Source organism: Dactylosporangium sp. CA-092794 (assembly GCF_050948465.1).
Taxonomy (GTDB): domain Bacteria; phylum Actinomycetota; class Actinomycetes; order Mycobacteriales; family Micromonosporaceae; genus Dactylosporangium.
The window spans coordinates 2,012,158-2,025,782 of the sequence record NZ_CP192044.1 but is presented as its reverse complement, the minus strand read 5'-3'; the positions used below and the strand labels follow the sequence as shown (position 1 = coordinate 2,025,782).

The 13,625-nt window shown below is 72.2% G+C and carries 8 protein-coding genes; 2 read left to right on the top strand and 6 right to left on the bottom strand.

From position 1 onward, the window contains the following. Positions 1 to 133: 133 nt before the first annotated feature. Genes ACQPXD_RS08910 through gltB form a run of 5 tightly spaced genes read right to left on the bottom strand, consistent with a single transcriptional unit; the run spans position 134 to position 8,565 of the window. Positions 134 to 1,288, bottom strand: a complete 1,155-nt coding sequence (locus ACQPXD_RS08910) for a mechanosensitive ion channel family protein (RefSeq protein WP_432836612.1) — start codon at positions 1,286 to 1,288, stop codon at positions 134 to 136. Between the two features lie 51 nt (positions 1,289 to 1,339). After that, complete coding sequence (locus tag ACQPXD_RS08905) at positions 1,340 to 1,837, bottom strand: S8 family serine peptidase (protein ID WP_432836610.1); 498 nt, start codon at positions 1,835 to 1,837, stop codon at positions 1,340 to 1,342. A gap of 18 nt (positions 1,838 to 1,855) precedes the next feature. Then, on the bottom strand, positions 1,856 to 2,500 hold the full coding sequence (locus ACQPXD_RS08900) for a neutral zinc metallopeptidase (RefSeq protein ID WP_432836608.1): 645 nt from the start codon (positions 2,498 to 2,500) through the stop codon (positions 1,856 to 1,858). 55 nt (positions 2,501 to 2,555) lie between these two features. Continuing rightward, positions 2,556 to 4,031 carry a glutamate synthase subunit beta gene (locus ACQPXD_RS08895; protein WP_432836606.1) on the bottom strand — a complete coding sequence of 492 codons (1,476 nt, stop codon included), beginning with the start codon at positions 4,029 to 4,031 and terminating at the stop codon, positions 2,556 to 2,558. Next, entirely contained in the window at positions 4,024 to 8,565 is a 4,542-nt protein-coding gene (gltB, locus tag ACQPXD_RS08890; protein ID WP_432836604.1) for a glutamate synthase large subunit, read from the bottom strand. The genes ACQPXD_RS08895 and gltB overlap by 8 nt, the downstream gene beginning before the upstream one ends. Positions 8,566 to 8,993: 428 nt before the next feature. On the opposite strand from gltB, the gene ACQPXD_RS08885 reads away from it, so the two are divergent. Together ACQPXD_RS08885 and ACQPXD_RS08880 are read left to right on the top strand one after the other, a co-directional pair. Then, the gene (locus tag ACQPXD_RS08885; RefSeq protein ID WP_432836602.1) at positions 8,994 to 10,265 is read left to right on the top strand and encodes an Ig-like domain-containing protein; all 1,272 of its coding nucleotides are present in this window, start codon (positions 8,994 to 8,996) and stop codon (positions 10,263 to 10,265) included. A 1,153-nt stretch (positions 10,266 to 11,418) separates the two neighbouring features. Further along, positions 11,419 to 12,240 (top strand): hypothetical protein, encoded by an 822-nt coding sequence (locus tag ACQPXD_RS08880; protein ID WP_432836600.1) that lies wholly within the window; start codon positions 11,419 to 11,421, stop codon positions 12,238 to 12,240. Here ACQPXD_RS08880 and ACQPXD_RS08875 read toward each other — a convergent pair whose 3' ends face one another. Continuing rightward, positions 12,241 to 13,551: a hypothetical protein gene (locus tag ACQPXD_RS08875; protein ID WP_432836598.1), complete on the bottom strand. Its 1,311-nt coding sequence runs from the start codon at positions 13,549 to 13,551 to the stop codon at positions 12,241 to 12,243. Between the last annotated feature and the right edge of the window lie 74 nt (positions 13,552 to 13,625).

Sequence of the window (13,625 nt, the reverse complement as noted above, 5' to 3'; positions counted from 1 at the left end):
CTCGACCACGGGCCGTATCGGCTGCCCCGGTCGCAAGCCATCAGTTGAGACTCTGTCCACCGGCCCGTTTCCCGCCGGTCACGCCGTCGTGGGGTTGCCGGCGGGCCGCGCCACGGCGATCCGCCGGGTGCCGTCAAGGCTCCGGTCCGGTGAACGCCTCGGCCCGGGCCCGCCCGTCCGCGCTGTGGCTGAACACCCGCGAGTCGCTGTCGGTCGTCACGGTCTGTCCGGTCAGCGTCGCGTGCAGTGGCATCGCCGAGGTCACCTCCGCCCGCACCCGCGGCAGCGCCGCCGGGTGCGCATCGCGCAGCCAGGACACCAGGTGCTCGCGCACGAAGCAGCGCAGGTCCCACAGCTTCGGCGCGTCCGAGGCACTGACCAGCGCCCGGATCTGCATGGCGGGGCCGGTCGCCTCGACCACCTGCAGCACCGAGACCCGCCCGTCCCACAGGTCGGTGGACTCGAGCGTCCGCCGCAGCTCCTCGCGCATCTCCGGCACCGGCAGCCACCAGTCCACGTCGAACATCACCGCGCCCAGCAGGGCGGACTCCGTCCGGGTCCAGTTCTGGAACGGCCGATCCGTGAAGTACGACGTCGGGAGAATCAGCCGGCGATCGTCCCAGACGTGCACGACGACGTACGTCAGCGTGATCTCCTGAACCCTCCCCCACTCGTCCTCCACGATGACCACGTCCCCGAGCCGCACCGCGTCGGAGAACGCGAGCTGCAGCCCCGCGAACACGTTGCGCAACACGCTCTGCGCCGCCAGACCGGCGATGATCCCGGCGAACCCGGCCGAGGCCAGCACGCTGGTCCCGAGCAGCCGCGCCTCCGGAATCGTCATGAGCATCACCGCCGCCGCCAGCACCGCGACCACGGCGACCGTCACCCGCCGGCTCATCACTACCTGCGTGTGCACCCGCCGAGCCGTCCGGTTGTCCGGCACATCGGTCCGGAACCGCGACAGCGCCAGCTCCTCGCCGACCACCAGCAGCGCCGCCGCGAGCCACGCCACCGCCCCGATGATGATCAGCTGATCGGCATGCAGAAACGCGTGCCGCCACGAGGTCTGCCCGGCGTAGGCCCGCACCGCGTAGTACACCGAACACAGCACCACGACCCACTGCACGGGCCGGTGCGACCGGTTGGCAAGCTCGGTGACAAACCGGGACCTCCGCCCGGCCCGCAGCAGAATCCGGTGCACGACCTCCACCACGACCAACGCCAGCAGCGCAACTCCCAGCGCGATCCCCAGCGGCGCCAGCGTCCCGATGACAGTGTCCCGCATGCCGCCCGCCTTACCCGCCGTGGGTGACCACCACACCCGACCCGGAGGTGATCAATCTCGCCGCCCACGCCGCCGCGCCACGACCACCCCGGCCACGATCACCACGACAACCCCCGCCCCGACCACCCAGCCCACCCCTCCGGCCCGAGCAGCGCTCTCCCCACCCTCACCGGGCACATTGGTACCGCCGGCCACCGACCCGACCGGCCCGGGCGAGACCGGCCCGACGTCGGCGGTGAGCGCCGCAACCGGATTCACAATCCCGAACCCGAACTCGTCGTCCCGCCCGGGCCGCCCCCGGTCGGTAGCGGTCACCGCGATCCGCCGCACCACCTCAGCGGCCGCGAGCCCGGGATACCTGGCCCGCACCAGCGCCACCACCCCCGCCACGATCGCCGTCGCATCGCTCGTGCCCGAAGCGACGCCGTAGTTGCCGGACGGCCTTGTCGAGACGATGTCCACCGCGGGCGCGGCCACCACCATCTCGGGCCCCGTCGCCGAGATCGCCGCGTGGTTGCCGGCGCGGTCGCTACCGCCGACCGCCAGCACGCCCGGCAGACGCGAAGGTCAGGCTGGAGGGGCGGAAGTGGGCAGGTCGCAGGCGGTCAGGCCCTGGTCGTACCCGCCGAAGAACGAGGCCGTGCGTTGGGCGGGAGAGCCGTGGGCGCCCTCCTGGAACCAGGGCTCGTCCGGGGGGTCGCCGACCGAGAACAGGCCGGCCTTCAGCTCCTGCAGGTCGCCGGTCTCCAGGGTCAGGTCGCCGGTGCGGATGGAGTCGCCGATCATGGCGCCGGCGAAGCAGTCGGCCTGGAGTTCCTGGTAGATGGTGAAGGTGTACTGGATGCCCAGGCGCTGCTGGATGCCGTGGCCGTACTCGTGGCCCAGCAGGTAGAAGACGAAGGCGTCGCCCATCTCGTCGTAGACCTGTTCGGACCAGTGGGCATCGTAGGCGATGAAGTCGCCGATCGGGCAGTAGGCCGCGTTCTGCGCGGGGATCGGCTGGAGGCCGCAGAGCACCTCGCCGTCGGCGGTGTACGGGATGATGCGGGAGATCGGGCGGAAGCCGACGATCTTCGTGCTCCAGTAGTGCTCGGTGACGCGGATCGCCACGTTCACGTCGCTGGAGAAGCCGGCCGGGTCGTCGGCGTGGGCGGGACGGGCCGGGAGCCAGGCGAGGATGGCACAGGCCAGGAACAAACAGCGCAAACGCATGGCCGGGAGGTACCCGGGAGCGAACCCGCTACCTGGTTCGCTCCCGAACGGCACCTCAGGCCGACAAGGCCGCCGCGGAGGGGTCGACCGGGCTGGGCAGGGTGCCGTCGCCGCCGAGGTAGGCGTGGATCGACGCGGCGGCGGCGCGGCCCTCGGCGATCGCCCACACGATCAGCGACGCGCCGCGGTGCATGTCGCCGGCGACGAACACGCCGGGGGCGGTGGTCTGCCAGTCGGCGCCGGTGTCGATGCCGCCGCGGCGGTTGCGGGTCAGGTCCAGCGAGGTCAGCAGCGGGCCCTCCTCGGTGCCCTCGAAGCCGATCGCCAGCAGGACCAGGTCGGCCGGGTACTCGCGCTCGGTCCCCTCGACGATGCTGACGACCCGCTGTCCGTCCACCCTGGACACCTGCACCTCGGCGATGCGCACCGCGGTGAGGTTGCCCTCGGCGTCGCCCTCGAACGAGGTGACCGCGACGGCGAAGGCGCGCTCGCCGCCCTCCTCGTGGGCCGGGTAGCTGCGCAGGATCCACGGCCAGGTGGGCCACGGGTCGCGGGACTCGTCGCGGGACTCCGGCGGCAGCGGGTACTGGTCGAGCTGCAGCACCGAGCGGGCGCCCTGGCGGTGGGCCACGCCGAGGCAGTCGGCGGCCGTGTCGCCGCCGCCGATGATGACGACGTTCTTGCCCTCGGCGGTGATGGCGGGCGAGGGCTGCTTGCCGGCGACCACCCGGTTGGACTCGACGAGGTGCTCCATGGCCAGGTGGATGCCGCGCAGCGCCCGGCCCGGCGTGCCGGGGGTGTCCCGGCCGGCGAGGGCGCCGCAGGCCAGCAGCAGCGCGTCGTGCGACGCCTGCAGCTCCTCGACGGACACCGTCACGCCCACGTGGACGCCGGTGCGGAACCGCACACCCTCCGCGCGCAGCTGCTCCAGCCGGCGGTCGATGTGCTCCTTCTCGAGCTTGAAGTCCGGGATGCCGTACCGCAGCAGGCCGCCCAGCTCGTCGTCGCGCTCGTAGACGGTGACGGCGTGCCCGGCCCGGGCCAGCTGCTGCGCGGCGGCGAGGCCGGCGGGTCCGGAGCCCACGACGCCGACGCTCTTGCCGGAGGGCTCCGGGGCGGGGCGCGGGATGACCCGCCCGGCCGCCACCGCCCGGTTGATGATCTCGACCTCGACCTGCTTGATGGTCACCGCCTGGCCGCCGGCGATGGACAGCACGCAGGCCGCCTCGCACGGCGCCGGGCAGAGCCGGCCGGTGAACTCCGGGAAGTTGTTGGTGGCGTGCAGCGCCTCGATCGCGAAGTCCCAGTCGCCGGTGCGGACCAGGTCGTTCCAGTCCGGGATGCGGTTGCCGAGCGGGCAGCCGTCGTGGCAGAACGGGATGCCGCAGTCCATGCAGCGGCTGGCCTGCTCCCGGATCAGCTCGTCGGAGGCGGACGGGTACACCTCCCGCCAGTCCCGCAGCCGCACCGGCACCGGCCGGCGGGCCGGCAACCGGCGCTCGTAGCGCAGGAAACCGTTGGGGTCAGGCACGTGCCACCTCCATGACAGCCGCATCCACGTCGCGGCCGGCAGCCTCGGCGGCCCGCATCGCCTCCATCGCGCGCTCGAAGTCGCGCGGCATGACCTCGATGAACTCGCCGACCGCGGTGTCCCAGGCGGCGAGCAGCCGCTCGGCGACGGGCGAGCCGGTCGTGGCGTGGTGCTCGGCGACGAGGGCGCGCAGGGCGTCGGGGTCGGCCACCGGGCGCAGGTCGACCAGCTCCGAGTTCACCAGGGTCCGGTCGAGTTTCCAGACGTACGCCACGCCACCGGACATGCCCGCCGCGAAGTTGCGGCCGGTGAGCCCGAGGACGACGACCGTGCCGCCGGTCATGTACTCGCACCCGTGGTCGCCGACGCCCTCGACGACCGCGGTCGCGCCCGAGTTGCGCACCGCGAAGCGCTCCCCGGCCCGGCCGCGCATGAACAGCTTGCCGGCGGTCGCGCCGTAGAGCACGGTGTTGCCGCCGATGATCTGGTCCTCGGCGACGAACGGGGCGCGCTCGTCGGGGCGCACGATGAGCCGCCCGCCGGACAGGCCCTTGCCGACGTAGTCGTTGGCGTCGCCGAGCAGCCGCAGGGTGATTCCACGGGGGACCCACGCGCCGAAGGACTGTCCGGCGGTACCGCGCAGCGTAATGTCCACGGTGTCGTCGGGCAGGCCCGCGCCGCCGACCCGCCGGACGATCTCGCCGCCGAGCATCGCTCCCACCGAGCGGTGCTCGTTGCGCACCGCGACCTCGAGCCGGATCGACTCGCCGGCGTCCAGGGCGGGCGACACGGCGGCGATGAGCTGGTTGTCCAGCGCCCGCTCCAGCCGGTGGTCCTGCTTGGTGGTCTGCCGGCGGGCGGCGCCGTCGGCGAGGGGAGGCACGTGCAGCAGCGGGGACAGGTCCAGCCCGCCGGCCTTCCAGTGGTCGACGGCGGCGCGCACGTCGAGCAGCTCGGTGTGCCCGATCGCCTCGTCCAGGGTGCGGAAGCCCAGCTCGGCGAGGTACCCCCGGACCTCCTCGGCCAGGAACCAGAAGAAGTTCTCGACGAACTCCGGCGAGCCGGTGAACCGCTTGCGCAGCACCGGATTCTGCGTGGCGATGCCGACCGGACAGGTGTCGAGGTGGCAGACCCGCATCATGATACAGCCGGAGACGATGAGCGGCGCGGTGGCGAAGCCGAACTCCTCGGCGCCCAGCAGCGCCGCCACGACCACGTCGCGGCCGGTCTTGAGCTGGCCGTCGACCTGCACGCTGACCCGGTCGCGCAGGCCGGACAGCAGCAGGGTCTGCTGCGTCTCGGCCAGGCCCAGCTCCCACGGCGTGCCGGCGTGCTTGAGCGAGTTGAGCGGCGACGCGCCCGTACCCCCATCGTGACCGGAGATGAGGATGACGTCGGCCTTGGTCTTGGCCACGCCGGCCGCCACGGTGCCCACGCCCACCTCGGAGACGAGCTTGACGTGCACGCGCGCCTCGGGGTTGACGTTCTTGAGGTCGAAGACGAGCTGCGCGAGGTCCTCGATGGAGTAGATGTCGTGGTGCGGCGGGGGCGAGATGAGCCCGACGCCGGGGGTCGCGTGGCGGGTCTTGGCGATCCACGGCCACACCTTGTTGCCCGGCAGCTGCCCGCCCTCGCCCGGCTTGGCGCCCTGGGCCATCTTGATCTGCAGATCGTCGGCGTTGACGAGGTACTCCGTGGTCACCCCGAAGCGGCCGCTGGCCACCTGCTTGACCGCGGAGCGGCGGCGCGGGTCGTGCAGCCGGTCCGGGTCCTCGCCGCCCTCGCCGGTGTTGGACTTGCCGCCGATGTTGTTCATCGCGATGGCGAGCGTCTCGTGGGCCTCGGCCGAGATCGAGCCGTAGGACATCGCGCCGGTGGCGAACCGCTTGACGATCTCCGCGACCGGCTCGACCTCGTCGATGCTCACCGGCGGGCGGAGCCCGGCCCGCAGCTCGAACAGGCCGCGCAGGGAGCCGGCCCGGCCGGCCAGCTCGTCGACCTTGGCGGTGTAGCGGCGGAACACGTCGTACTGCCGGGACCGGGTCGCGTGCTGCAGCAGGAACACGGTCTCGGGGTTGAACAGGTGCAGCTCGCCCTCGCGCCGCCACTGGTACTCGCCGCCGACCTCCAGCCGGCGGTGCGCCCGCTCGGCGTCGTTGGCCGGGTAGGCCCGGGCGTGCCGGGCGGCGATCTCGGCGTGGATCTCGGCCAGGCCGATGCCGCCGATCTTGCTCGGGGTGCCGGTGAAGTACCGCTCGACGAGCCGCGGGTCGAGCCCGACGGCCTCGAAGACCTGGGCGCCGCAGTACGACGAGACGGTCGAGATGCCCATCTTGGACATGATCTTCAGCACGCCCTTGCCGAGCGCCTTGACGTAGTTGTGGACCGCCGTGTCGGGGTCGATGGCCGGCAGCGCGCCGGTGGTGATGAGGTCCTCGACGGTCTCGAAGGCGAGGTACGGGTTGACCGCCGAGGCGCCGAAGCCGACCAGCAGCGCCACGTGGTGCACCTCGCGGCAGTCGCCGGACTCGACGACCAGCGACACCTGGGTGCGGGTCTGCTCGCGCACCAGGTGCTGGTGCACGGCGGCGGTGAGCAGCAGCGACGGGATCGGGGCGAGGTCGGCGGTGGAGTCGCGGTCGGAGAGCACCAGGATGCGCACGCCGTCCTCGATGGCCTCGGACACCCCGCGCATGATCTCGACCAGGCGGCGCTTGAGGCCGGTCTCGCCGTCGCGGACCGGATACAGCCCGGACACCCGCACCGCCTTGAAGCCGGGCAGGTCGCCGTCCTCGTCGATGTGCAGCAGCTTGGCGAGGTCGTCGTTGTCGATCACCGGGTACGGCAGGGCGATCTGCCGGCAGGAGGCCGGCCCGGGCCGCAGCAGGTTGCCCTCCGGGCCGATGGTGGCCGCGACGCTGGTGACCAGCTCCTCGCGGATCGCGTCCAGCGGCGGGTTGGTGACCTGCGCGAAGAGCTGGGTGAAGTAGTCGTACATCAGCCGCGGGCGGGTGGAGAGCACGGCGACCGGGGTGTCGGTGCCCATGGAGCCCAGCGGCTCGGCGCCGGCCCGGGCCATCGGCGCGATGAGGATCTTGAGCTCTTCCTCCGTGTACCCGAACGTCTGCTGCCGCCGCTGCACCGAGTCGTGCGTGTAGACGACGTGCTCGCGCTCCGGCAGCTCGTCGAGGTCCATCAGCCCGGCGTGCAGCCACTCCTCGTAGGGCTGCGCCCCGGCGAGCTCGGCCTTGATCTCGTCGTCGGTGCGGATGCGCCCGGCGGCGGTGTCGACCAGCAGCATCTTGCCCGGCGCCGAGCGGCCCTTGGCCACGATCGTGGCCGGGTCCAGGTCGAGCACGCCGGCCTCGCTGGCCAGCACGATCAGCCCGTCGCTGGTCTGCCACCAGCGGCCCGGGCGCAGGCCGTTACGGTCCAGCACCGCGCCGACGACCGTGCCGTCGGTGAACGCGACGCTGGCCGGGCCGTCCCACGGCTCCATCAGACAGGCGTGGAAGCGGTAGAACGCGCGGCGCAGCGGGTCCATCCGCGGGTCGTTCTCCCAGGCCTCCGGGATCATCATGAGCACCGCGTGCGGCAGGCTCCGCCCGGCCAGGTGCAGCAGCTCCAGCACCTCGTCGAAGTTCGCCGAGTCCGACGCCTCCGGGGTGCAGATCGGGAACAGCCGGCGGATGTTGCCGGGCAGGTTCTCGGTGGCCAGCAGCGCTTCGCGGGCGGCCATCCAGTTGCGGTTGCCGCGGATCGTGTTGATCTCGCCGTTGTGGGCGATGATGCGGTACGGGTGGGAGAGCTCCCACGACGGGAACGTGTTGGTCGAGAAGCGCGAGTGCACCAGGGCGATCGCCGAGGCGACCCGCTCGTCGGACAGGTCGGGGTAGAACGACACGACCTGGTCCGGGGTCAGCATGCCCTTGTAGGTGATGGTCCGCGAGGACAGCGACGGCAGGTACAGCTCGATGCCCCGCTCCCGGGTCTCCCGCTCCGCCTGCTTGCGCACGCAGTAGACGACCCGGTCCAGCTCCAGGCCGGACAGCACGGTGCCGGGCGAGCCGAGCCGCTCGGCGCTCACGAACACCTGGCGGATGCGCGGCATGGCGGCCAGCGCCGTGGCGCCCAGGTCGGTGGCGTCGACCGCCACGTCCCGCCAGCCGAGCACCAGGGCGCCCTCGACCAGGGCGTACTTCTCCAGCACCCGCTGTGCGCGCCGTGCGGCGTCGTCGTCGGTGGGCAGGAAGGCCAGGCCGGTCGCATACTGCCCGGCGGGCGGCAGCTCGAACGGCACCACCTCGCGCAGGAAGGCGTCCGGGATCTGGATCATGATGCCGGCCCCGTCGCCGGTGTTGGGCTCGGCGCCCCGGGCACCTCGGTGGTCCATCCGCCGCAGCGCGGAGAGTCCCTTGAACACGACGTCGTGCGACTTGCGGCCGTGAATGTCGGCGACGAAGGCGACCCCGCAGGCGTCGTGCTCAAAGGCAGGGTCGTAGAGCCCCTGCTGCTGCGGTCCGGGGTAACCCATCGGGCCTCCTGACGTCATCGAATGCGAATCGGGACAACGTCGGCCCTGGGAAGCGGTCTTGCCAGTGTACGCGAAGAGCGGGCGCAAGTTGCATGCTCGGTACTCGAGTCCAGTACCACATGCCGGGCGCGCCCGCTGTCTGCGTGCCGACCAAAGTACCGTCTGTACCGGCGGGCGACCTACAGGGTGAGATCGTGACAAATCCCACGAGGTAGCGGCGCTGTTACCGAACTGTCACGCAACCCTGGACGGTCGGGAAGACGTCCAAGGAGCGGATGGATGCAATCATCCGTTACTTCCTACGATGTTGCACGGCAAGATCGCCCGCCACGGCGTGGTTTCCGTTAAACGTGAACCAGTGGCACAAACCAGGGATACACCGGCCTTGTAACCGGTGCATGCTCTAGCCCAACGAAGGAGGTGTGGACATGGGAGTCTCCGCACGCGCACTGGCCACGATCGCCGCCCTCACCAGCGTCGTCGTTCTCGCAGCGGGCTGCAGCAACGACGACGAGGTCAAGCCGAAATGGACCGGCGCTGACAGCAGTGCCGGCGGCCCCTCGGCTTCCGCGTCCGCCGAGCTGCCCAAGGCGGCCTTCGCCGCTCCCGCCGACGGTGCGAACAACGTCTCCACCGCCACCGAACTCGCCCTGCAGGGTGCCCCCGGCTCCAACGCCGCGGTCACGCTGACGGACGGCTCCGGTGCGCAGGTGGCGGGCGCGCTCCGCGCCGACGGGACGGCCTGGATCCCAGGGTCGCAGCTGAAATACGGCACGCAGTACACCGCAACCGTGACCTCGGCCGGCGACACCGCCGGCAAGAAGATCACGTTCACCACGATGGCAAAACCCGGCAAGACGGTCAACGTCTCGACGGCGATCACCGACAACAAGGTCTACGGCGTGGGCATGCCCATCGTCGTGCGCTTCGGCTCCAGCGTGCCGCAGGACATGCGGGCCGCGGTGGAGCAGCGGCTGATCGTCACCTCCAACCCGCCGCAGGTCGGCACCTGGTACTGGTTCAACGGCGGCGAGGTGCACTACCGCCCGAAGGAGTACTGGCAGTCCGGCACGAAGATCAACGTCCGGCTCGCGGTCGGCGGCCTCCAGCTCACCAAGAACGGCTGGGGCACCCGGGACGTCACCAGCACGTTCAGCATCGGCGACAAGATCGTCATGACCACGGACGACAAGACCCACCAGATGACGGTCGAACAGAACGGTCAGGTCATCAAGACGATGCCGGTCAGCCTCGGCAAGGCCAAGACCCCCTCCTCCAGCGGGAACATGGTGGTCATGGACAAGAACCAGTCCGAGCTGTTCGTCGGCACCGACCCCTCCGACCCGTACCGCGAGACCGTCTACTGGACGCAGCGCATGACCAGCGGCGGCGAGTACATCCACTCGGCCCCGTGGTCGGTCGGCGACCAGGGCAAGCGCAACGTCTCGCACGGCTGCACCAACGTCTCGGAGACGAACGCGAAGTACCTGTACAACCTCACCAAGATCGGCGACGTCGTGATCGTCAAGAACACGACCCGCAAGCTCGCGTGGGGCAACGGCTGGACCGACTGGGACAAGTCCTGGACCGACTACGTCAAGGGCAGCGCCCTGCCGCCACCGGCCGACACCGCGGCGCCGAGCACCTCGGACTCCGCGCCGGCCTCGGCCTCGGCACCGGCGTCCGCTCCGGCCGCGTAAGCAAGGGAACACAAGGGAACACCGCAAGGGCAGCAATCGCTTTCGGCGGGGCCGTCGTCCACCACGGACGGCGGCCCCGCCGCCGCTGTGTTCTTGGCACCGCGGACCCGGCAGGGCCCGGCCGCCCGTCCAGGGCAGGCCGGACCCGGTGTCTGGCGGGAGCAACGGTCAGCCGGTGACGCGGACCCGAGCCAAAACGATAAGTCCGGCGCTGGCGCGCCAGACTTATCGGACATATCACGATTTATCGCGCCCAGCCCTTATTGGGCGTATTCAGCCACTTCACCGGCCACGATCCGCCGCCGGGGCCGCAACCCCCGCCATCGCCCCGGCCACGGTCGACGCCGAGATGCCACCGCCGGGCCACGACCCCAGCCACCCCGGGCCGCGCCGCCGGGCCGCGCCGCCGGGCCGCGCCGCCGGGCTGGCGCCGCCGCACGCCGCCGAGATGCCACCGCCGGACCGCGACCTCAGCCACCGCCGGGCCACGCCGCCGCCCACCGCCGGGCCACGACCCACGCCGCCCCGGGCCGCGGCCTCCGCCCGGCCGCACGTCCACCACCCACCGCCGGGCCACGACCCCAGCCACCCCGGGCCGCGACCCCGGGCCGCCGCCCGGCCGCACGTCCACCACCCACCGCCGGGCCACGACCCCAGCCACCCCGGGCCGCGACCTCAGCCCGCCGCCGGGCCGGCGCCGCCGCACGCCGCGGCTCTGGCCACCGACAACCGGCGGAACAACCGGCCAGTCACCCAACGCGCTTTATGTCTCCGGGATCATGCTCGACCGGCGGTGCGCACTAAGGGTTTTTCATGATCACGGAGTCCTGATGTACACGGGGGTACCATAACTTTCCGCGATCATGAGAAACCGGGGTATCGCCGTGGTCGTGTGCATGATCGTGGAGCCTTATGGTCACCGAATCGGATATATGACCTGTCGGGGTATAAATCCGAAAAGTCGTGGCGCGGAGCGCCCGACTTTTCGGGACAGCGCGCCGTCGCGAAGCCGACATCGCCGGACCGCGACGCCGCGGTGCGGGCGTGGCCGGCGGGCAGGGCTTGCGGGGCAAGGAGTGCCAGGTCCGCGGTGGTGAGGACCGACCGCGCGACCCGGAGTAAACGGCTTGGCGCAGGGCATTAACCTGCGCGCATGGCATTGGTCCGTCGTACCGCCGTCCTCGGCACCAGCAGCGATCGCGTCGTGGCCGCGGCCGCGGTCGCACCATCCAACCTCGCGCCGGCACCGATCCCGGCGCAGCCCACCGCGCAAGACGACCCCACCCTGCGGCTGCAGGTGCCCGGCGCGCCCGGTGCGCCCAGCGGGGCGCCGCCCGGCGGGATCGGCGCCGCTGTCGCGGCCATCGGGGGCGACGCGGCGCCCGCGCCCGGTGGCGCGGCCGCCGCCGTGGCCACCGAGCCGGCCAGCATCGGCGCGCTCATCTCCGCCTTCCTGCTGATCGCGGCCGGCGGGGCGGGCTCCTGGGCGCTGTACCACTTCAACGTCAACGCCGACGAGATCCACCTGCCCGACGCGACCGCGCTCTTCGGGGTGCTGTTCGCGTTCGCCACCGCGGTCGAGCGCGTGCTGGAGCCCTTCGCCCGGTTCATGCCCGGTCAGCACGCCAAGGGCGAACTGGAGACGGCGGTGGCGAACATGGCGAACAAGTACCACGACGCCACCCTCGACGACCTCGTCCAGGTCGCACACGCCAAGTCGATGGTCGACCGCGGCCGGGCCAACCGGGGCCTGGTCTCATGGGGCATCGCGGTCGCCCTGGCCACCGTCGCCTCCGCGTCGGGCGGCCTCTACCTGCTGCACTCCATCGCCGGCGACGGCTGGCAGGGCATCCCGGTCTGGATCGACGCGGTCATCACCGGCGTGGTCGTCGGCAGCGGTACCAAGCCCCTGCACGACGTGATCAGCAAGGTCCAGAAGAACAAGGAGAAGTCGGAGGACACCACGTCGGCGTAGTCACAGCACCAGCAGCCCGTCGCTCTGGCCGCGCTGGGTCAGCGTGGTCAGCGCCGCGTCGGCTTCCAGGAACGGCAGGTACGGCAGGTCGTGCGGAAACGAACGCATCACCTGCGTCGCGTGGTGGGCCGGCACCGCACCCGAGGGATACACGCGGGCGCAGCGCGGGTCCACCCGCGAGAACCGGGTCGCGAACGCGGCCACCCCCTCCCACTCGGCCAGCGGCGCGGTCGTCGGCAGCGGGCCGCCCGGCGGTTCGGGCAGCACGTCGATGGCGGTGAACGGCTCGCTGCCGGCCAGCCACCACGACAGCGTCCGGACCACGGAGCGCAGCGGGTACTCGCACCAGTAGGGCACCAGCCCCGCCCGCACCACGTGCCACGGATCGAGCAGCCGGCCGGACTCCACCACCAGCCGGTTGCCGGTCCGGTCGCCGGCCCGCAGCCACTCCCGGTAGAGGTCGGCGACCGCGCCGCTGAGCACGTCGGGGTGGCGGTAGAGGATCTGGCGGACCGGGTGGCCGTGCGCCGAGGCGTACCGGCGCAGGTCCTCGACCAGACCCCGATCGACGCTGCGCTCCCCGTCGCTGTCCTCGGGCCGCTCGGCGCCGGGCTCCGGCTCGCGGCCGGGGCGCTCGTAGTAGTCGGGCGGAGTCAGGCCGGCCGCCGGTCCGCCGAGTTGGAAGGTGTACCCCACGGTGCCTGCGGCCGGCACGGTCAGCCAGCGGCTCACGTCCCGGGTCACCACGAGCGGGGCCCCGGGCCGCAGCCGGTCGGCGATGAGGTCCCGGTAGGCGGCCGGCAGCCGCTGCCAGCGCACCACCGCGTACGCGGTCGCGGCCGGCGACCAGCCCCGCCACACCGGGTCGTAGACCTGCCGGACCGTCACGTCGGGGTTCGCGGCCAGGACCGCCCGGGCGAGCCGTTCGCCGGCCGGTCCGGCGGCGGTACCGTCGGCGGCCGCGATGTCCGGCGTGGGCAGCTCGAACGCCACCGGCAGCCAGGGCACGCCCAGCGCCGCGGCGAGGTGCACGGCCGCACCGTGCGGCGAGCCGAGCACCAGGCCGTTGAAGCGCCCCGGCGGCAGCTGTCCGACCAGCCAGCGGGCGACCGCGCCGGCGTCGAGGGTGTTCTCCGGGTCCCGGCGCGCGTGCCGGCCACGGGGCGTGCTCCAGCGGGGCGCCGCCACGACCGGCCGGGGTACGCCGCGGCGGTAGGACAGGGCGCGCCCGGAGGCGACGGCGAGGGCGGTACCCAGCCCGGTCGGCCACTGCAGATCGACGTCTCCCGCGGCCTCCGCCCGCCGCCTCATGTCTGTGCCCCCATGCCCGCCCGCGCTCCCGTCCCCCGTAGTGTGCGACGGGACTGCCCACGCCCCGCGCGCCT